This is a genomic window from Pseudomonas lundensis, assembly GCF_001042985.1.
Taxonomy (GTDB): Bacteria; Pseudomonadota; Gammaproteobacteria; order Pseudomonadales; family Pseudomonadaceae; genus Aquipseudomonas; species Aquipseudomonas lundensis.
Genome location: NZ_JYKY01000006.1, coordinates 1 through 18492, shown reverse-complemented (window position 1 = coordinate 18492; position 18492 = coordinate 1). Strand labels below are relative to the sequence as shown.

General features: G+C 56.1%; 26 protein-coding genes, 1 tRNA gene and 2 pseudogenes. 13 read left to right on the top strand and 16 right to left on the bottom strand.

The window, feature by feature from the left end:
• Window positions 1-46: 46 nt before the first annotated feature.
• The 5 genes from aroC (at window position 47) to mtnC (ending at window position 4275) form a co-directional block, all read left to right on the top strand.
• The gene (gene aroC, locus TU74_RS06645) at window positions 47-1138 is read left to right on the top strand and encodes a chorismate synthase (RefSeq protein ID WP_048375685.1); all 1092 of its coding nucleotides are present in this window, start codon (window positions 47-49) and stop codon (window positions 1136-1138) included.
• Between the two features lie 34 nt (window positions 1139-1172).
• Window positions 1173-2321: an MFS transporter gene (locus TU74_RS06640; RefSeq protein ID WP_048375683.1), complete on the top strand. Its 1149-nt coding sequence runs from the start codon at window positions 1173-1175 to the stop codon at window positions 2319-2321.
• Window positions 2318-2938: a methylthioribulose 1-phosphate dehydratase gene (locus tag TU74_RS06635; protein ID WP_047294014.1), complete on the top strand. Its 621-nt coding sequence runs from the start codon at window positions 2318-2320 to the stop codon at window positions 2936-2938. The genes TU74_RS06640 and TU74_RS06635 overlap by 4 nt, the downstream gene beginning before the upstream one ends.
• 97 nt (window positions 2939-3035) lie before the next feature.
• Window positions 3036-3581: a 1,2-dihydroxy-3-keto-5-methylthiopentene dioxygenase gene (locus TU74_RS06630; RefSeq protein WP_048375681.1), complete on the top strand. Its 546-nt coding sequence runs from the start codon at window positions 3036-3038 to the stop codon at window positions 3579-3581.
• Window positions 3582-3591: 10 nt separating this feature from the next.
• Window positions 3592-4275 (top strand): acireductone synthase, encoded by a 684-nt coding sequence (mtnC, locus tag TU74_RS06625; protein ID WP_048375679.1) that lies wholly within the window; start codon window positions 3592-3594, stop codon window positions 4273-4275.
• A 72-nt stretch (window positions 4276-4347) separates the two neighbouring features.
• On the opposite strand, the gene TU74_RS06620 is transcribed toward mtnC, so the two are convergent.
• On the bottom strand, window positions 4348-4626 hold the full coding sequence (locus tag TU74_RS06620) for a DUF3509 domain-containing protein (RefSeq protein WP_047276189.1): 279 nt from the start codon (window positions 4624-4626) through the stop codon (window positions 4348-4350).
• A 326-nt stretch (window positions 4627-4952) separates the two neighbouring features.
• On the opposite strand from TU74_RS06620, the gene TU74_RS06615 reads away from it, so the two are divergent.
• From TU74_RS06615 to TU74_RS06595, 5 genes are all read left to right on the top strand, one after another.
• On the top strand, window positions 4953-5486 hold the full coding sequence (locus TU74_RS06615; protein WP_047275798.1) for an ankyrin repeat domain-containing protein: 534 nt from the start codon (window positions 4953-4955) through the stop codon (window positions 5484-5486).
• 70 nt (window positions 5487-5556) lie between these two features.
• A complete protein-coding gene (locus TU74_RS06610; protein WP_047294009.1) occupies window positions 5557-6087 on the top strand; it encodes a hypothetical protein in 531 nt (176 codons plus the stop codon).
• Window positions 6088-6170: 83 nt separating this feature from the next.
• Window positions 6171-6362, top strand: a complete 192-nt coding sequence (locus TU74_RS06605) for a PLDc N-terminal domain-containing protein (RefSeq protein ID WP_047275793.1) — start codon at window positions 6171-6173, stop codon at window positions 6360-6362.
• Window positions 6363-6566: 204 nt separating this feature from the next.
• Entirely contained in the window at window positions 6567-7439 is an 873-nt protein-coding gene (gene speE, locus TU74_RS06600) for a polyamine aminopropyltransferase (protein ID WP_047294008.1), read from the top strand.
• A 329-nt stretch (window positions 7440-7768) separates the two neighbouring features.
• A complete protein-coding gene (locus tag TU74_RS06595; protein ID WP_048375677.1) occupies window positions 7769-9847 on the top strand; it encodes an LTA synthase family protein in 2079 nt (692 codons plus the stop codon).
• Window positions 9848-9913: 66 nt separating this feature from the next.
• Here TU74_RS06595 and TU74_RS06590 read toward each other — a convergent pair whose 3' ends face one another.
• Window positions 9914-10066: a DUF3309 family protein gene (locus tag TU74_RS06590; protein ID WP_047294031.1), complete on the bottom strand. Its 153-nt coding sequence runs from the start codon at window positions 10064-10066 to the stop codon at window positions 9914-9916.
• Window positions 10067-10273: 207 nt separating this feature from the next.
• On the opposite strand from TU74_RS06590, the gene TU74_RS06585 reads away from it, so the two are divergent.
• The gene (locus tag TU74_RS06585) at window positions 10274-10606 is read left to right on the top strand and encodes a YnfA family protein (RefSeq protein ID WP_048375676.1); all 333 of its coding nucleotides are present in this window, start codon (window positions 10274-10276) and stop codon (window positions 10604-10606) included.
• 171 nt (window positions 10607-10777) lie between these two features.
• Window positions 10778-10981 carry a carbon storage regulator CsrA gene (gene csrA, locus TU74_RS06580; RefSeq protein WP_047294030.1) on the top strand — a complete coding sequence of 68 codons (204 nt, stop codon included), beginning with the start codon at window positions 10778-10780 and terminating at the stop codon, window positions 10979-10981.
• Here csrA and TU74_RS06575 read toward each other — a convergent pair.
• The 8 genes from TU74_RS06575 to TU74_RS06540 all read right to left on the bottom strand — a co-directional run bounded on the left by TU74_RS06575 (window position 10978) and on the right by TU74_RS06540 (window position 15534).
• Window positions 10978-11205 (bottom strand): YheU family protein, encoded by a 228-nt coding sequence (locus TU74_RS06575; protein ID WP_047275783.1) that lies wholly within the window; start codon window positions 11203-11205, stop codon window positions 10978-10980. The two genes, csrA and TU74_RS06575, sit on opposite strands and share 4 nt — an antisense overlap.
• A gap of 76 nt (window positions 11206-11281) precedes the next feature.
• A complete protein-coding gene (locus TU74_RS06570) occupies window positions 11282-12280 on the bottom strand; it encodes a glutathione S-transferase family protein (RefSeq protein ID WP_048375674.1) in 999 nt (332 codons plus the stop codon).
• A gap of 87 nt (window positions 12281-12367) precedes the next feature.
• Window positions 12368-13369 (bottom strand): glycosyl transferase family protein, encoded by a 1002-nt coding sequence (locus tag TU74_RS06565; protein WP_047294004.1) that lies wholly within the window; start codon window positions 13367-13369, stop codon window positions 12368-12370.
• Window positions 13366-13701 carry a TusE/DsrC/DsvC family sulfur relay protein gene (locus TU74_RS06560; protein WP_048375672.1) on the bottom strand — a complete coding sequence of 112 codons (336 nt, stop codon included), beginning with the start codon at window positions 13699-13701 and terminating at the stop codon, window positions 13366-13368. The genes TU74_RS06565 and TU74_RS06560 overlap by 4 nt, the downstream gene beginning before the upstream one ends.
• Complete coding sequence (tusB, locus tag TU74_RS06555; protein WP_047294003.1) at window positions 13698-13997, bottom strand: sulfurtransferase complex subunit TusB; 300 nt, start codon at window positions 13995-13997, stop codon at window positions 13698-13700. The genes TU74_RS06560 and tusB overlap by 4 nt, the downstream gene beginning before the upstream one ends.
• A complete protein-coding gene (gene tusC / locus TU74_RS06550) occupies window positions 13997-14359 on the bottom strand; it encodes a sulfurtransferase complex subunit TusC (protein WP_047294001.1) in 363 nt (120 codons plus the stop codon). The genes tusB and tusC overlap by 1 nt, the downstream gene beginning before the upstream one ends.
• A 1-nt stretch (window position 14360) precedes the next feature.
• Window positions 14361-14753 (bottom strand): sulfurtransferase complex subunit TusD, encoded by a 393-nt coding sequence (gene tusD / locus TU74_RS06545; RefSeq protein ID WP_048375669.1) that lies wholly within the window; start codon window positions 14751-14753, stop codon window positions 14361-14363.
• Window positions 14754-14862: 109 nt separating this feature from the next.
• On the bottom strand, window positions 14863-15534 hold the full coding sequence (locus TU74_RS06540; RefSeq protein ID WP_047275770.1) for a Bax inhibitor-1/YccA family protein: 672 nt from the start codon (window positions 15532-15534) through the stop codon (window positions 14863-14865).
• Between the two features lie 123 nt (window positions 15535-15657).
• Between TU74_RS06540 and TU74_RS06535 the strand changes: the two genes are divergently transcribed.
• A tRNA-Ser gene (locus tag TU74_RS06535) sits at window positions 15658-15745 on the top strand.
• Window positions 15746-15862: 117 nt separating this feature from the next.
• Here TU74_RS06535 and TU74_RS06530 read toward each other — a convergent pair.
• From TU74_RS06530 to TU74_RS06510, 6 genes and pseudogenes are all read right to left on the bottom strand, one after another.
• Window positions 15863-16916: pseudogene (locus TU74_RS06530) on the bottom strand (phage integrase).
• Window position 16917: 1 nt separating this feature from the next.
• Window positions 16918-17160, bottom strand: a complete 243-nt coding sequence (locus TU74_RS23345) for a DUF4224 domain-containing protein (protein ID WP_082149846.1) — start codon at window positions 17158-17160, stop codon at window positions 16918-16920.
• Window positions 17150-17383 carry a hypothetical protein gene (locus TU74_RS06525; RefSeq protein ID WP_048375667.1) on the bottom strand — a complete coding sequence of 78 codons (234 nt, stop codon included), beginning with the start codon at window positions 17381-17383 and terminating at the stop codon, window positions 17150-17152. The genes TU74_RS23345 and TU74_RS06525 overlap by 11 nt, the downstream gene beginning before the upstream one ends.
• Before the next feature lie 18 nt (window positions 17384-17401).
• Window positions 17402-17782, bottom strand: coding sequence for a hypothetical protein (locus TU74_RS06520; protein ID WP_048375665.1), 381 nt, complete (start codon window positions 17780-17782; stop codon window positions 17402-17404).
• Window positions 17783-17851: 69 nt separating this feature from the next.
• Window positions 17852-18073 (bottom strand): annotated as a pseudogene (locus TU74_RS06515) (SAM-dependent methyltransferase); the annotation flags it as partial.
• Between the two features lie 15 nt (window positions 18074-18088).
• On the bottom strand, window positions 18089-18492 hold a 404-nt coding region (locus TU74_RS06510; RefSeq protein ID WP_048375663.1), incomplete at its 5' end, for an IS3 family transposase.

Genomic DNA, 18492 nt, shown 5'->3' with positions numbered 1-18492 from the left:
TTATCCCGGCTGAGCCCGATCGGCTGATTTTCACGGAGCGCCCTGCATGTCCGGCAATACCTACGGCAAGCTGTTCACTGTCACCACCGCTGGCGAAAGCCATGGCCCGGCGTTGGTCGCCATTGTTGATGGCTGCCCGCCAGGGCTTGAGCTGTCCCTTGAAGATCTGCAGCGTGACCTGGACCGCCGCAAGCCGGGCACCAGCCGTCACACCACGCAGCGTCAGGAAGCGGACGAAGTCGAAATCCTGTCCGGCGTGTTCGAAGGTCGCACCACCGGATGCGCCATTGGCCTGCTGATTCGCAACACCGACCAGAAGTCCAAGGACTACTCGGCGATCAAAGACCTGTTTCGCCCGGCCCATGCCGACTACACCTATCACCACAAATATGGTGAGCGTGATTACCGTGGCGGCGGCCGCAGTTCGGCCCGCGAAACGGCCATGCGCGTGGCGGCCGGTGCCATCGCCAAGAAGTACCTGGCCACCCAGGGCATCGTGATTCGTGGCTACATGAGCCAGTTGGGTCCGATTGAAATTCCGTTCAAAACCTGGGATAGCGTCGAAGAAAACGCGTTCTTCAGCCCTGATCCGGACAAAGTGCCTGAGCTGGAAGCCTACATGGACCAGTTGCGCCGCGATCAGGACTCCGTTGGCGCCAAGATCACCGTGGTGGCCGAAGGCGTGATGCCGGGCCTGGGCGAACCGATTTTCGACCGCCTGGATGCAGAACTGGCCCATGCCCTGATGAGCATCAACGCGGTGAAGGGCATTGAAATCGGCGCCGGTTTTGCCAGCGTTGCCCAGCGCGGTACCGAGCATCGCGATGAGCTGACACCCCAAGGGTTCCTCAGCAACAATGCCGGTGGCATCCTGGGTGGCATTTCCTCCGGCCAGCCTATCGTGGCGCACCTTGCCCTCAAGCCCACGTCGAGCATCACCACGCCCGGCTGTTCGATTGATGTGCACGGCAACCCGGTGGATGTCATCACCAAAGGCCGTCATGACCCGTGTGTCGGCATCCGTGCCACGCCCATCGCAGAAGCAATGATGGCCATTGTGTTGATGGACCATTTGTTGCGCCATCGCGGCCAGAACGCCGACGTGCGTGTCAGCACGCCTGTGCTGGGCCAGTTGTAATGCAGGGGCTGTTGAGCGCCACGGTCTGACGACGGTGGCGACACTTCCGTACTGGCGTTTGTCTGGTTTCTATCTTTTTTACTTCGCTTTGCTGGGAGCCACAGCGCCATTTCTGGCGCTGTACTTCCATCACCTCGGGTTTTCCAGTGCGCGCATCGGCGAACTGGTGGCCATTCCCATGCTGATGCGCTGCGTAGCCCCCAACCTGTGGGGCTGGCTGGCGGATTACACCGGTCAGCGTCTGCTGATCGTGCGTGTGGGTGCGCTCTGCACCTTGTTCAGTTTTGCCCTGATTTTTGTCAGTAAAAGTTACGCGTGGCTGGCGCTGGTCATGGCTTTGCATGCGTTCTTCTGGCACGCGGTGCTGCCGCAATTTGAAGTCATCACCTTTGCCCATCTGCGTGAGCAACCCGAGCGTTACAGCCAGATCCGCCTGTGGGGATCGGTGGGCTTCATCCTGACGGTGGTGGTTCTGGGGCGGGTGTTTGAAGGGTTGAGCCTGGACGTGTACCCGGTGACGCTGGTCGTGGTCATGGCCGCGATTGTGCTGTGCAGCCTGTGGGTGCCCAATGCGCAACCTTCCAGCGGCAATCGCAAGGTGCTGGCGGACGGTTTTTTCAAGCAGCTGCGCAGCCCCGGTGTGCTGGCTTTTTATGCGTGTGTGGCCCTGATGCAAATGAGCCATGGCCCCTATTACACCTTCCTGACCCTGCACCTTGAATCCCTGGGTTACAGCCGTGGAATGATCGGGTTGCTGTGGGCGTTGGGGGTGGTGGCCGAAGTGCTGATGTTCATGGCCATGCGCCGCATTCTCCTGCGCTTTTCGATACGCCGCGTGTTGCTGTTCAGTTTTCTCACGGCAGGGGTGCGTTGGCTGTTGCTGGGTTCGTTTGCCGAGCACTTTTGGCTGCTGTTGCTGGCTCAGCTCATGCATGCGGCGACCTTCGGCAGTTTTCATGCAGCCGCCATGACCTTTGTTCAACGCAGTTTCGGGCCGGGCCAGCAAGGTCAGGGACAAGCCCTGTACGCGACACTGGCCGGGGTCGGCGGCGCAGCAGGTGCGCTTTACGCCGGATATGCCTGGAACACCCTCGGCCCGACTATCACCTTTAGTATGGCCAGCGTCGCAGCGCTGGCCGCAGCCGTTATCATTGCCACTCGACTGCAAGAGGACAGGCCATGAGCCTTACCCGTGAACACCTGAGCCTGGAAATCATTGACGCCGGGCGCTTTTTATATGGCCGCGGCTGGTCGCCAGCCACCAGCAGCAACTATTCCACCCGGCTCTCGGCCAGCGAAGCGCTGCTGACGGTATCGGGTAAACACAAAGGCCAATTGGGCCTTGATGACGTGTTGGCCACCGATATGGAGGGCAACAGCCTCGAACCCGGCAAAAAACCGTCTGCTGAAACCCTGCTGCACACCCAGTTGTATAGCTGGCGCCCAGACATTGGAGCGGTGCTGCATACCCACTCGGTGAATGCGACCGTGCTTTCGCGCTTGACGCTTGGCGACAGCATCACGTTTGAAGATTACGAACTGCAAAAAGCGTTCAGCGGGGTGTCGACTCACGCCTCGCGTGTGCACGTGCCGATCTTCGATAACGATCAGGACATCACTCGCCTGGCGCGCAACGTTCAGCCCTGGCTGGATGCACACCCCGACTGTGTGGGTTACCTGATTCGCGGGCATGGTCTCTACACGTGGGGGCCGCGCATGAGCGACGCCCTGCGCCAGATCGAAGCCTTTGAGTTTTTGTTTGAATGTGAACTGAAAACCCGCGCCGTGCTCCACCGTTGAGGCAACGTGGCCCGCAAGCGCTGTCCCCCTGATTTGAACGGTACGCTGACCCGTGTGTAAACGCTCAAAGCGTGCCGCAGCCGAGGAATAACCCTTTATGAGCAGTTTGTCTGTTTATCACGTTTCAAGCCCTGAGCTGCCGAACAAGGTATTAACCCACGTTGATGACATCGCCGCCACGCTCGCCGAGCAGGGCGTGCGTTTTGACCGCTGGCAAGCGGCAACGCCCATCCAGCCGGATGCCAGTCAGCAAGAGGTGATCAGCGCCTACCGTTCGCAGATCGATCAGCTGATGAGCGAGCGGGGGTACGTCACGGTCGATGTGATCAGCCTCAACAGCGATCATCCGCAAAAAGCAGAATTGCGCGCCAAATTCCTCGACGAGCATCGCCACGCAGAAGATGAAGTCCGTTTTTTCGTGGCTGGCCGTGGTCTGTTTACCTTGCACATCGATGACTACGTGTACGCGGTGCTGTGTGAAAAGAATGATCTGATTTCTGTCCCGGCAGGCACGCCACACTGGTTTGACATGGGTGAGCACCCGCATTTTGTCGCCATCCGCCTGTTTAATAACCCTGAAGGCTGGGTCGCCAATTTTACCGGTGAAGACATCGCCAGCCGTTTCCCGCGCCTCGAAGATTAAGGAATCTCGCATGCCCATCAAGGCCATCCTGACCGATATTGAAGGCACCACCAGCGCAGTGAGTTTTGTCTTCGACGTGTTGTTTCCCTACGCAGCCCAACACCTGCCCGCCTTTATTCGCGAGCATGCAGAAGACCCGGAAGTCGCGATACAACTGGGGGCTGTGCGCCTGGACAGCGGTGAACCCGAGGCCGACGTGGAGCGGGTGATAGAAATTCTGCAGCAATGGATCGCCGAGGATCGCAAGGCCACGCCGCTAAAGGCGTTACAAGGCATGATCTGGAAGCAGGGCTATGAAGCGGGCGAGTTAAAAGGGCACGTTTACTCCGATGCCGTGGCGGCGCTCAAGGCCTGGCACGAGCAAGGGTATGCGCTGTATGTGTATTCGTCGGGTTCGATTCAGGCGCAAAAACTGATTTTCGGTTGCTCGGAGGCGGGCGACCTGACGCCGTTGTTCAGTGGCTACTTCGACACGACCTCCGGGCCCAAGCGCGAAGCGCAATCGTATCGCCACATCACTGAAGCCATTGGCTGTCCGGCGGGGAAAATTCTGTTTCTCTCCGACATCGTCGAAGAACTTGATGCCGCGCAACAAGCAGGCATGCAAACGTGCGGCCTGGCGCGTGACGGAGGCGAGCTGGTCGGGCACAAAACCGTGCGCAGTTTCGCCGAGATCGATCCGCCATTGGTGTGAAGACAGCGACGCAATAAAAAAGCCAGCAGACGCAGTGTTAGCGTGTGCTGGCTTTTGCGTTCAGGGTGTTGCTCAAGCGTTGTGATAGGTCGGCAGGGCAAAGCGGTTCTGACTTTGCAGCAGCGAAATCGTAGGCAGCTCACTGGCCTGGCCCGCGAGGTCGCGACGAATCGCGCTGATCACCCACGTCAGTTGCTCGGCGGTGTGCAGTTGAGCGTAAGAAATAGAGCGCTGGGTCTGCTTGCCATCACTGTCACACAGCGTCAGCAACACGCCGCCATCCGGGCGGGCTTTGGTGGTGACGGTGTAGTTCGAGAACAGCGATGCGAATTTTTCTTGAATCATGCTCATGTCTTTCAGCTCCATTAGCTCATGAAGGGCTTGCATGGAGTAGGTATTGCAGTGATTGTGCCACTATTGGTTTTTTAAAAAATCCTTATAAATCAATAGGTTGAAGTTGTATCAAAATACCCCTGTCGTGCATTCTGCATGAATGGCCATCGTGCATCCTGCATTTTGCCCAATTTGCGCAGGGGTTAAAGCGGGCTTGGTTTCTACTAAAGAGAAAAACCGTGGGTGATGATTTTTGCCTATCGCCTCTTTGCGTAAAAAAGGGATGACATGCCCTGCACGTCTCAGGAAACTACCTTCTTTTAGTAGCGCATCTGGAGCCTCAAATGTCAGACACCCCCGCAGCCGATCAACCACGGCAGATGACCCCGGAAGAAGCGGCCGATTTTGCCGAACAGGTATTCAACAAAGCACGCGAAGGGGATGCCGCCATGCTGGCCGCGCTGTTGAGCAAAGGCTTGCCGGCGAACCTGCGCAATCACAAGGGCGACACCCTGCTGATGCTCGCCAGTTACCACGGGCATGTGGATGCAGTGAAAGTGCTGCTCGAACACAAGGCCGACCCTGAAGTGCGCAATGACAATGGCCAGAGCCCGATTGCCGGTGCTGCGTTCAAAGGCAATCTGGAGATGGTCAAAACATTGGTCGAGAACGGTGCTGACATTGAAGGTGCGTCGTTTGACGGACGAACCGCGTTGATGATGGCGGCGATGTTCAACCGTACTGAGATCATTGACTACTTGATCAGCAAAGGGGCGGATCCAAAAGCCAAGGATGCCAATGGCATCACCGCACTGGATGCGGCCAAAACCATGGGTGCGACCGACTCGGCGGCTCAACTTGAAAAGCTGTTGGGCTGATGCCCTGCCTTGAGGGCCGCAATTGATATATCCTGCGCGCCCTCAAATTTCCCTGCGACAGGCCGTGCCCATGAAAACCACACTCGTTGAACTCATCAGCAAAATCAGCTCGGGGTGCATGGGCGAGGATGAAATCGTCAAGATCGCTGATGAAGCGGCTCAGGCTTACGCCGACCCTGAGGGGTTTCTGGCTGACAATCCGGATATCAACTACGACGACACCTTCCCGATTTCGCTGGGCGAGTGGGTGGTGATTGGCAGCCTGCCTGAGACCGTGTTGTTTCAGGCAGACACCTACATGGATGTATTCGCTCAGATCGTGGCGTCTTTCGGCCCCGGTGTGGCGTTCAATATCAAGCCCAAGCAGTTGGCCAAGACCGAGCCCTTGACTGCTTTGAACCGTATTCAAATCCAGATGGGCAGCATGAACCCGGAGAACGGTGGTTATGTGCTGATGAACCTCAGCCAGCCGCTGGATGATGAGATTCAGGTCGTGCTGGTCTATGGCAATGACGTACAGCGCGTACTTCAATTGTGTGCCGAGGTCGGCATCAAGGCCGAGCCGTCGCTCGAAGCCCTGAAAGTGGCGGTGCACGTTTAACCACCCGCGATTGAATAAATAACGGAACCCTTGAAAGCACTGACTATCCTAAGGGAACAAGCCCTTCACTCAGGAGCGTCATCATGGGTTCCACGTTCAACGGCCTGATTGGCCTGATCATTCTGGCTCTGGATATCTGGGCCATCATCAACGTGCTGAAAAGTGGCGCTGAAACCGGGATGAAAATCCTCTGGGTGTTGCTGATTATCTTCCTGCCGGTATTGGGGCTGGTGATCTGGGCCATTGCTGGCCCGCGCGGCAATGTCAGGGTTTAACCTGCATTGAGTGACCTGCCGCACAAAAAATGCGGCAGTTCAGGGTGTTTGTCCGCCTCAAGGTTCGACCTGTCATCTTCCCCGAAGTAGAATGCGCGCCTTTCTTGGGCAATTGAACGTGTGTGCCGCGCTGCGGCGTGCAGTTTGACTGTCGATCATGGGCGGGTGACCGTCCGTTGCCACCAGCATTCAAGGGAACTTCCCATGACCGAAGTTAAAACCGACTATCTCGAAACGCTGTACCAGGGCTACGGCCAGCGCTTTCGCATGGACAAGTTGCTGCACGAAGTGCGCACCGACCACCAGCACCTGGTGATCTTCGAAAATCCGGTGATGGGGCGCGTCATGGCCCTGGACGGTGTCATCCAGACCACCGAAGCCGATGAATTCATCTACCACGAAATGCTCACCCATGTGCCGATCCTGGCGCATGGTACGGTCAAGCGCGTACTGATCATCGGCGGCGGCGATGGCGGCATGCTGCGCGAAGTGACCAAGCACCGCGCCATTGAGCACATCACCATGGTTGAGATCGACGGCACCGTAGTGGACATGTGCAAAACGTTTTTGCCCAACCACTCCAACGGCGCCTACGACGATCCACGTCTCAACCTGGTGATCGACGACGGCATGCGTTTTGTGGCCACTACCGAAGAAAAGTTTGACGTCATCATCTCGGACTCCACCGACCCGATCGGTCCGGGTGAAGTACTGTTTTCGGAGAACTTCTACCAGGCTTGCCATCGTTGCCTGAACGAAGGCGGTGTGCTGGTCACGCAAAACGGAACGCCGTTCATGCAAATCGAAGAAGTGAAAACCACAGCCGGGCGCCTGCGCAGTCTCTTTGCTGACTGGCATTTCTATCAGGCCGCCGTGCCGACCTACATTGGTGGCGCGATGACCTTCGCCTGGGGCTCCACCGACAGCGCCTACCGCAAGCTCCCGCTTGAGACTTTGCGTCAGCGGTTCGCAGGCAGCGGGATCGTGACGCGTTACTACAATCCCGAGGTTCACATCGGAGCATTTGCCATGCCGCAGTACGTGTTGCAGGCCATCAATAAAGCAAGTAACGATTAAAAAGCTGAAACACAAGAAAGGGCCGAAAGGCCCTTTCTTGTGTTTCAAAATATGCTTTGAACAAAATTTTCACGTTTCATTTAAGAGAATCCGCGCCAGTATTAACGCGCATCGTCTTGCTTGAAGGGCTCTGGAATGATGCTTTCGCAACGCCCCGGAGCCTGATTCTGCGCTGCACCCGCATCTCGCCAGTGTTCAACCACAGGCGATTGTGCAACATTTGCCCACCGCGCATGTACACCCCACGGCACTGCCTCGCGGCAGCGTTGCCATGGCGCAAGATGCGCACTCGATGTCACACCAACCGAACCAATGGGTCCTAAAACGACATGGCAAACCCGGACGCCCTAAGACAACCCAACGCTGGAATGCGTGGGTTGCAACCGACCGTCAAATCGCATCTGGCTTTTACGCTGTTATGCGCGTTGGTCATGATGGTGATGTTTACCCTGCTGCGGGTTGCATTGCTGGTTTATAACCGGGAAATGATCCTCGACACCCCCGCGTCGACTTTTCTGGAAGCGTTCGCCAATGGCTTGCGCTTTGACCTGCGGATCGTGGTGTACCTCAGCATCCCGTTGCTGTTGGCCTTGCTCAGTGTAAAAGCGATGGCCCAGCGCGGCGTGATGCGCTTCTGGTTGACCGCTGCATCGAGTCTGGCACTGTTTTTGGGCCTGATGGAGATGGACTTCTACCGAGAGTTCCATCAACGGCTTAACGGCTTGGTCTTCCAGTACGTGAAGGAAGACCCGAAAACCGTGATGAGCATGCTGTGGTATGGCTTCCCGGTGGTGCGTTACTTGCTGGCGTGGGCGGTGGGCACCGGGGTGCTGTACTTCGCTTTCCGCGGGGTTGACCGCGCCACGCGGCCGGCACTGCCGGCTGCCGGTACTGGTGCTGTTCGTGCAGCCGCTCCGTGGTATGCGCGGATTGCCGTGTTTGTGGTGGTGTTGTTGGTGTGTGTGGTTGCCGCACGTGGCACCTTGCGTCAAGGCCCTCCGCTGCGTTGGGGCGATGCCTACACCACCGATTCCAATTTCGCTAACCAGTTGGGCCTCAATGGTTCGCTTTCTTTGATCGCCGCAGCGAAGAGCCGGTTCTCTGACGAGCGCACCAACATCTGGAAGGCCACGCTTGAAGATCCCGTCGCAGTGGGCACTGTGCGTGACATGCTGCTGACCGAACACGACAAGCTGGTCGATCCGGATACGGCCCCCGTGCGTCGCGACACCACGCCGCCTGCGGAGCGAACGCTGCCGATCAAGAACGTGGTGGTGATCCTCATGGAAAGCTTTGCTGGCCACTCGGTCGGTGCGCTGGGCCGCCCGGGCAATATCACGCCTTACTTCGACAAACTGTCGAAAGAGGGGCTGTTGTTTGAGCGCTTTTTCTCCAACGGTACGCACACCCACCAAGGCATGTTTGCCACGATGGCGTGCTTCCCGAACCTGCCGGGTTTTGAATACCTGATGCAGACCCCGGAAGGTAGCCACAAGCTCTCGGGCTTGCCGGAACTGCTGGGCGCCCGCAATTTTGATGATGTGTATGTCTATAACGGCGACTTTGCCTGGGACAACCAGTCCGGTTTCTTCAGCAACCAGGGCATGACTACCTTCGTAGGGCGTAACGATTTCGTTGATCCTGTGTTCTCTGATCCTACATGGGGTGTGTCCGATCAGGACATGTTCAACCGGGGTCTTGAAGAGCTGAAAAAGCGTGAGGGCAAAGCGCCTTTCTACGCACTGCTGCAAACCTTGTCCAACCACACGCCGTATGCGTTGCCGACCCCCTTGCCGGTTGAGCCTGTGACGGATCGCGGCTCGTTGAATGAGCATTTGACGGCCATGCGCTACTCCGACTGGGCGTTGGGCCAGTTCTTTGAAAAGGCCCGTAAGGAGCCGTACTTCAAGGAAACCCTGTTTGTCGTCGTGGGTGACCATGGCTTTGGTAACGAGCAGCAAATCTCTGAAATGGACTTGGGCCGCTTCAACGTCCCATTGCTGTTCATCGGGCCGGGGATTCAGGAAAAATTCGGTCCACGCAGCGACATCGTGGGGACTCAAGTTGATATCGTGCCAACCATCATGGGCCGCCTGGGCGGCGAATTCCGCCAGCAATGCTGGGGCCGCGACCTGTTGACGTTGCCTGCGGGCGACAAGGGCAGTGGTGTGATCAAGCCGTCTGGCAGTGATCAAACCGTCGCTATCATCAGCGATGACCACTTGTTGGTTCAGCCAAAGGACATGCCGGCCAAAGTGTGGCAATACACGTTGGGCGCCAACCCTGAAGCCAAGGTGGTGACTGACTCAGCACAGGAAGCCGCGCTCAAGCAAAAGCTCGAATCATTCTTGCAGACAGCGACCAAAAGTTTGCTGGATAACACTGCTGGCATAGCGGATCCCAAGTAAGCGATGACGCAATAAAAAAGAGGCCAGAGGGCCTCTTTTTTATTGCGCGTGTCGCAGGTTAAAGCGCTAGATCTTGCCCAGTAACAACAGAATCAGAAGCACGACCAGTACGGCACCAATAATCCCTGAAGGTCCATAACCCCAACTTTTCGAGTGAGGAAACACGGGCAGACCGCCTACCAACAGCAGAATCAGGACGATGAGAAGAATCGTGGTCATGATGAGTTCCTTATTAATGTGATCAAGCAACATGCAAGGTTCAAAGGGCGCTGCTTGGAGAAACAAGGGTGGGCAGTGCTTATAACGTCCGACTGCGTCGAGACGGGATTAATTCAAACTTATTTAAGTTGATTCAAAAATTCAGGCATTGCCGGGGTTCCGGCGCGCAGGTAGGGTGGCCCGCTTGCTGATTGCTCGAGGTTAAACATGCTCAACTATGTCTGGTTTTTTTTAGCGGCCCTGTTTGAGATTGCCGGTTGTTATGGCTTCTGGATGTGGTTGCGTCAGGGCAAGAGTGCGTGGTGGATGGTGCCTGCCATGTTGAGCCTGGCCCTGTTTGCCTTGCTGCTGACCAAAGTCGAAGCCGCCTACGCAGGGCGCACTTATGCCGCGTATGGCGGTATCTACATCATCACGTCCATTGCATGGCTGGCCGCGGTGGAAAAAGTCAGGCCGCTGGCTACCGATTGGGTCGGGGTGGGATTGTGCGTGATCGGCGCGACCATCATTTTGCTGGGGCCGCGTTTCACCAGCGCTTGAAAGACGGTTCAGAAGGGGGCTTTACGAGCAGTCATGTAGGGCTTTGGGTTTTATGGTGTGGGAATTGTTCTTTGTAGAAGTAAGGAGGGGATGTTTTTTGTTGTAGGGATTGAAGCGTGTTTTTGCGCGATGCAGTCTTGATGCCCCACCCATCAAGCAGAGATGAGCGCCATGCTGATTCTGAGCCGTTCAGTCGGCGAATACATTTCAATCAACCAGGACATCACCGTCCGGATTGTGGCCGTCAATGGCAATCATGTGCGCTTGGGGATAGAGGCGCCCAAAGACGTGACCGTGCATCGGGCTGAGGTCTATGAGCGTATTCGTCAACAGCAAGGTGCAGCGATATCCATTCACCCTGCGCGCAAAGGTTAATCAAAGAATTCTTTTGGCACGGCATGTTTGGGCATTAACTGGCATTGCTGGCTTTCAAGGTCAAAGAAAATCACCGCCTGACCTTTGCTCAGGGCTTGGCGAACGCGCAGTACGCGGGTTTCCTGAGGTGTGTCGTCGCCATTATCAGTGCCATCACGGCTGACGAAATCTTCGATGAGGTGAGTCAGTGTGTCGGGTTCAAGTTGGTCGTAGGGGATAAGCATGAGGGGTTCTCTTGATCAATGCGCAGATGCTACTGGCACCCGTCGCCCGGTGCCAGTACTCAAACGTGCTCAAGCGCTAGCGAGTGAAGATCCCGCGTCCCTTCAGGCGGTCACGGTGGTGGGCTGCGATAAGGCTCAGATCAGGCCCCTTGGGGATGATCCCCGTGGGATTAATCGTACGGTGGCTGGCGTAGTAATGACCTTTGATGTGAGTAAAGTTCACGGTCTCACTGATACCGGGCCATTGATACAGCTCACGTAGCCAATTGGACAGATTGGCGTAATCGTCGATTCTGCGCGCATTGCATTTGAAGTGGCTGTAGTAGACAGCGTCGAACCGGATGAGGGTGGTGAACAGGCGGATGTCGGCTTCCGTCAGGTAAATGCCCGCCAGATAGCGATGTTCTGCCAGGTGCTGTTCAAGGTGGTTGAGTTCGTTGAACACATCGTCGAAGGCGCTTTCATACGCCGTTTGGGACGTGGCGAAACCGGCGCGATAGACACCGTTATTGAGGGCGGGGTAGATACGCTCATTCCAGCCATCTACGTCGCTCGCCAGTACCGCGGGATACATATCGAGCCGATTGCCCGTCAGGGGGTCAAAGGCGTTATTGAACATGCGAATGATATCCGCCGATTCGTTGCTGACGATGCGCTTTAGATGGGTGTCCCAGAGTACCGGTACGGTGACGCGGCCGGTGTAATCGGGCGTATCGCGTGTATACAGCTGATGCAGGAAGTCAGCGTTATTCAGGTGGTCGCCACTGGAGCCGTCAGCGCGATCAAACGTCCAGCCATTTTCCAGCATCAGCCAGCTCACCACGGATACGCCGATCAAGGGTTCGAGGCCCTTGAGCGTGCGGGTTATCAGCGTGCGATGGGCCCATGGGCAGGCCAGAGAAACGTATAAATGATAGCGCCCGGCCTCGGGTGCGAAACCGCCAATTCCGGTTGGACCGGGCGCGCCATCGGACGTGATCCAGTTTCTGCGCTGTGCCTGCTCTCGCTGGAACGCACCGTCTTTGCTGCTTTCATACCATTGGTCGTGCCAATGCCCATCCATCAATAAGCCCATGTGAAGCTCCTGGCGGTTTCGCTTTGGAGTTCAGTCTAAAGGTCTGAGTTCGAACGAATAGCGCAAAACGTGGGCGTAACCCATCGGTTAAATCGATTTGTTGCGGTTTTCCCAATACGTTTTGGCAATGACGAAGGCCTGTTCCCGGGTCGTGCCCAGCCCGCGCAAAGCCAGGGCCATGGTCGATAACAGAGCCTTTTGCGCATAGCTGTCTTCGAAGTCCCCGCGCCAAAAGGCCTTGAGTTGCAGTGTGTCCAGAAAGGCGGGTTTCACGTGTCGCTGTGCCGATAACGCTGGCCACTCTTCGTCCCAACTAAGGCCATTAGCCGTGCCATACAGATGGCTGATCGAGTCGGGATTGATCTCGATCTCACCGCCATCCCCTTTCACCACGATGCAGGTGTCACCCAGCAGCGTGCTGGCTTCGCGGTGCACGCTTTGATAACCCGGATGGAAAATGCTTTGCAGTCCACAGCGGGCGTGGAGCGGATTAAGCAGGCGCGCCAATGAGTGAATCGGTGAGCGAAGGCCGAGCGTGTTGCGCAAGTCGATCATGTGTTGCAGCTGAGGTGCCCAGTCCTGTAAAGGGAAAAAGGCCAGATTGTGCTGCTGCAAGGCGCTTTCGACCTGTGCCCAGTCGCGGCACAGCGCAATGTTCAATTCTTCGAGCAGTTGCTCGCTGTAAAGGCGCCCGGCCGTATGAGCACCTGCGCCATGCATCAAGATGCGCACGCCGTTCTGGGCCAGGCATTTTGCCGCAAGCAAGTACCACGGCAGATGGCGTTTTTTGCCCGCGTAGGTGGGCCAGTCGAGATCGACATGAATGATCGGCGCAGACAGTCGTTCCCGGACCGCGTCCACAAAACCGGCCAGCTCTTGCGGGCTTTCCTCTTTGTGCCTGAGCAGCATCAGGAAGGCGCCTAGCTGGGCCTCTTCAGTTTTTTCGTCGAGCAACATGCCCATCGCTTCATGCGCTTCTTCACGGGTCAGGTTGCGCGCGCCGCGTTTACCTTTGCCCAAAATGCGTACGAATTGAGCGAAAGGGTGTTCGGCGGGAGTGGTTAGCGTCAGCGGAGCAGGCGTGTTCATAGGCAGTTGGTCGGTTTGGGCAGGCCCGCCAGTTTTGCGGCGAGTTTGGCAGGGGTGCCGTTGAACAGGCGATTGAGGTGCAGGCTGTTGCCTTTTTCTGCCCCCAGTTTGAGCGCGGTGTATTTGATCAAGGGCCGCGTGGCGGGCGAGAGCTGAAACTCTTCATAGAAGTTGCGCAGCAGCTGCAGAATCTCCCAGTGGTCCGGGGTCAGCTCGATGTCGTTTTGCATCGCCAGTGCCGTGGCCACCTCGGGCGACCAGTCATTCAGGTCGGTCAGATAACCGTCCTTATCCAGCTCAATGGATCTGCCGTCGAGAGTGAGGACCGTCATAGCCAGGTGTTGACCTTGTCATAGTGAAGTGACAGTTCGACAAATGCGGGGTAGTCGACGCGTGTAGCCCACTCCGGGAGCAGGAGGTTGCGGGCTTGCAGGTCTTCATCGAGCACGTAAAGGTTGAGCGCCGGGCTCATGTTATCGAGCGTCTCGCGAGGAAGGGTGCCCGGTTGGAGGGCATAAACAGCATCGCCACAGAGCAGAATGCCGTCGATAGCCGAGAGTAGGCGCAGGCAACTTCCGAGACGCGTATCAGAAAAAGGAGAGTGGCTCAAAACATGTAAGGTCGACATCAGAGGGTTATCACCTGGTCATGACGGGCGATGAGATCGCTGATTTGTTGTGTGGACAAAGCCTGCACGCCCTCTACGGCCAACGCTGTGGGGGCGAGGCCGCGCTCGTGGAGGCTGGCGTCGCACGCGAACAAATCGTCTACGCCGAACATCGACAACGCCTGCAAATTGGCCGTCAGGTTCTTTTGTTCAAGGGCGGTGGGGTGTTGCTCAGGCAACAGCTGAAACACGCCGTCGTCGAGGAATAGAAGCCCAATCGGTAGGTCGAACGCGCCGCCCGCGAGCGCGATGTCCAAGGCTTCACGCGCGCCCAGGCCAGACCACGGCGCTTGTCGGCTGATAATCAGTAACGATTTGGGCATCTTAATCCCCTCCAAAGCAGATCAGCCGATCCGCGGCCTGAATGGCATCGTGCAATTGCCCGAGGCCGGACAAATCCCAAGGCGCTGTCAAATTCACTGCAGAGCGCTGATAGCGCGTGGCCTCTGCCTCATTCAGCACACCTCGTCGCAAGGCGGCGGCAATGCAGACCACGCCATCCAGTTGGTGCTCAGACACTAAAGCTGCCCACTGCTGTGCGAGATCAGGCTCATCCTGAGGCGTTACGATGTTGCTCGATGCGCTGTGCACGCCGTCCTGATAGAAGAACAGGCGCACAATTTCATGTCCGCCAGCCAGAACGGCTTCGGCAAAGCGCAGGGCTCGACGGGAAGAGGGCGCATGGGCCGCAGAATATAGGGCGATAGCAAATTTCATGGGGTGCTCTCTGCAAAACTCGCGCAATGATAAAGCCACTAGGCTCAAGATGCTTGCACAAGGCAGCAAAAAGCCCGCCGAGGCGGGCTTTTGCCAAACAACTGCTGACTCAGTCGTCGCGGCTCATGATGCCGAAAATTTGCAGCAAGCTGATGAACAGGTTGTAGATCGACACGTACAGGCTAATGGTCGCCATGATGTAGTTACGTTCGCCGCCATTAATGATGGCGCTGGTCTGGAACAGAATGCAGACCGAAGAGAACAGCACAAAACCGGCGCTGATCGCCAACTGCAACCCGCTGATCTGGAAGAAGAAGCTCGCCAGCGTTGCACCCAGCAGTACAAAGAAACCCGCAGTGATAAAACCGCCCAGGAAGCTCATGTCTTTGCGGGTGATTAACACATAAGCAGACAGGCCGCCGAAAACCAGAGCCGTCATCGCAAAGGCAGAAGCCACGACCTCAGCGCCGCCTTGCATGCCCAGGTAGCGGTTAAGGATCGGGCCGAGCAGGAAACCCATAAAACCCGTCAGTGCAAACGTCGACACCAGACCCCATGCCGAATCACGCAGCTTGTTGGTGAGAAAGAACAGACCATAAAAGCCGATCAATACAACGAAAATGTTTGGGTAACCGACACGCATCTGCTGGGCGACGAAAGCCATCACACCGCTGAAAGCGAGGGTTAAAGCCAGTAAACCGTAAGTGTTGCGCAGGACGCGGCTAACCTCTAGCTGCTCGGCCTGCACGCTGTTATTAACGGCGTAATCCTGTTCGCGCATGGCGATACTCCTGTGTATTGAAATGTTAAGTAGCAAAGATCATAGCAGAGGCTCTGCAACAAGCGATCAAGAGAGTTTGACAACGTGTTTCGTTCAGGTATTATGGCGCCCGCAACAACGTTAGGAGGTGTGGCCGAGTGGTTTAAGGCAACGGTCTTGAAAACCGTCGACTGTAACAGGTCCATGAGTTCGAATCCCATCGCCTCCGCCATATTGCTACACCGCAGAGCCCGTCCTAGACGGGCTTTGTCGTTTCTGGGGGTTGGGGAATTCGGCGCCTGACTGCTAGGCGTTCCGAAACTATCTGGGGAGAGTTCCGAAACTGGCGCTATTTTGATGGTTTCGCGGTAGTGCCAAGCCTCCTGTAAACCCGCTTTGTGATATCGCTTTTTGTGTGCCCCAAAAGTAGGCTGGCGTCCTCGATGTTCTTGATTTCAGATGCCGCTTTCGGTCGAATGTCGCGGAATTGAAAATCAGCAATTCGACCAGCCAGCAAGGCATCCTCTCCCTCGATAGCCGTTTTCTTGGCTTGCTCTCTCGCTTCATCCCATCGCTTACGCAACCATGGCTGCGGTCATGCGCTTGCCATGCTTGCTCATTATCAGATAGCTCGAGCTGTGCTGAGCATTGCGCTCAGAAATCACGCGAATTAGGGCTCCCAGGCTATTCTCCCGCCCGTCATCGTTCACCATAAAGATCCATATGCACTGCTGGGTCTTATTCTGCTGAACGAGCAAATAATCCCCTTCTACATCATCCCTTCGCATCATCAGCACGTCAGCCGGCCTTTGCCCGGTGAGATAGGCAAGATCCATTGCTTCTTTCAATTCGGCCGGCGCTTTTTGATATACCGCATCCCACACAGCATCATTGGCATAGTAGTCCCTCGGCTTTTCCTTGTTCTTGCGCACGCCCTGACATGGATTCTCGCGTGTTGTGAGCCCCCACTCCCTAGCCATATTGAAAACATGGGAAAGAGTAGCTAGCTCTCTGTTCGCTCGAACTTTCGCCGTCCGCTTATCTCGGTAACCAGCGATGGCCGCTGGTGTAATCGAATCAATGGGAGCGTCGTCGAACATGGGGCGAAGCTGCTTGAGTTCGGCCAAGTTATCTTTCTGAGTTCGGGGCGCTTTCTTTGGCAAAATGTCGCGGATATAACGGTCAAATATTCCCTTCATTATTGTCAAATCGGCAGGCTTTTCCTTTGCTTCAAGCTCAGCCCACCTGATCCGCGCAATATCCAAATCACACCCCAAAGATATTTCCTTGCCGGTTGCATCCCGATAATAGAAACCAATCCAGACGGTACCGTTTTTGCGTGGGCGTTTACGCCGTACTACGCCTGGAGGCAGATCCCTATTTTCCGTCTTGCGGGGGCGCATATCAGTTCACTCTTGAAAAATCTGGCGTCCAGACTGGCGCCAACGGCGGGGGAGTTTGATTTGCCAAAGTTGGTGAAATTATTCCCAGTTTCATACGAGCGAACATCCGGCCAACGAGCGGGCGACCGCCGCGACTTTCGACAAAGACCCAATTGCGGCTTTTGAGCCATTGGCGCTGATATCCACGGTGTTTGTACCCAGTTAGATCGGCCAGCTCTTCTTCAGAAAGAATTTCAGTTTCCATGGTTGCCTCCTGGTGTCCCAATTACATTAATGGCAATCGAATACCCGGCCACAATCCAAAGCGCGGTACCGGCGAATGCGCCAACCAGATGAGCGTCAGAGCCGTTTTCGGTTAGCGGAGGGATAGCCAGGCAGAACCATGTAACGCTGGCGATCAGGTAAAGCGTGACGACCAGTAGGAACAGGCAGAGCTGTTTGGTGCTGATGGTTTGAGGTGAGCGCATTGGTGCCTCCGGGTCGTGTCAGAGCTTGGCGGGAAACCATTCGGTGTCGTATTCGATCTGGGAAATCAGCTCAGGTGTGATATGGGGCAGGTTGCGTTCAAAGTTCAGGCGGCCATAAGGCTTCTCGATCCAGTCACCCGCTTCACGCATGAACCGATTTTTGAAGATCCGTAACAGATGGTCTGCTGCTTTTTCGAAAGCCTCTTCGCGGTAATTGGCCTCACAGATGCCGCCTCTACATACCCGCCACACCGTGCGCTTTGGGGATTCCTCAACGGCTTTGATCTTTGCGTCCATCGCCTCTCGGGCGCAACGCAACTGGTCGACGGTGAGAGTGGCGATCCACTCGGGCGTGCTGACATGCAATGAGCAGCCGTGGTGACACTTAATTTCAGGCATGACTTCGTCCTTGCCCGCCTAGGGCGGCAGGTTGATTGGGTTGTGAGGTTTGGGTTTGAAGCAGAAGGTTTAGCGCTTCATAAACGTCATCCAGTGCGTATTCACACGCTTGCCAGACTTATGGCCAAACAGGGGCTTTTGATCAGTGAGCGCCAGTATTTCGCTGACCTTTACCTGGGTTTCGTTCCACTTGAAGATCAATACGCCGTCGGTGGCCAACACGCGAAAGCATTCGGCAAAGCCCTTGGACAAGTCATCGCGCCAGTCATCCGTGAGTATTCCGTACTTTGAATCGCCCCGGGTTTTCTAGACACTCTCCAGGCTCGCTGCGTAACGCTTTTCAAACTCTACCGGTGACAGCTGATTGTTGAAACTGTGGCGTCGTTTTGGGTTGTAAAACATCTCGATGTAATCGAACACATCATCCCGAGCATCCTGGCGTGTAGTGTAGATTTTACGCTTGATCCGTTCCCGCTTTAGCAACTGGAAAAAGCTCTCCGCCACAGCGTTGTCGTGGCAGTTACCTCGACGACTCATGCTGGCCACCAGGTTGTTAGCTTTCAAGAAGCTTCGCCAGTCCGAACTGCTGTACTGACTGCCTTGATCCGAGTGGATCATCACCTCTTGCTTCGGCTTACGTCTCCAAACCGCCATCAGCAGTGCATCAATGGCTACGTCGCTGGTCATCTGCGACTTCATTGACCAACCAA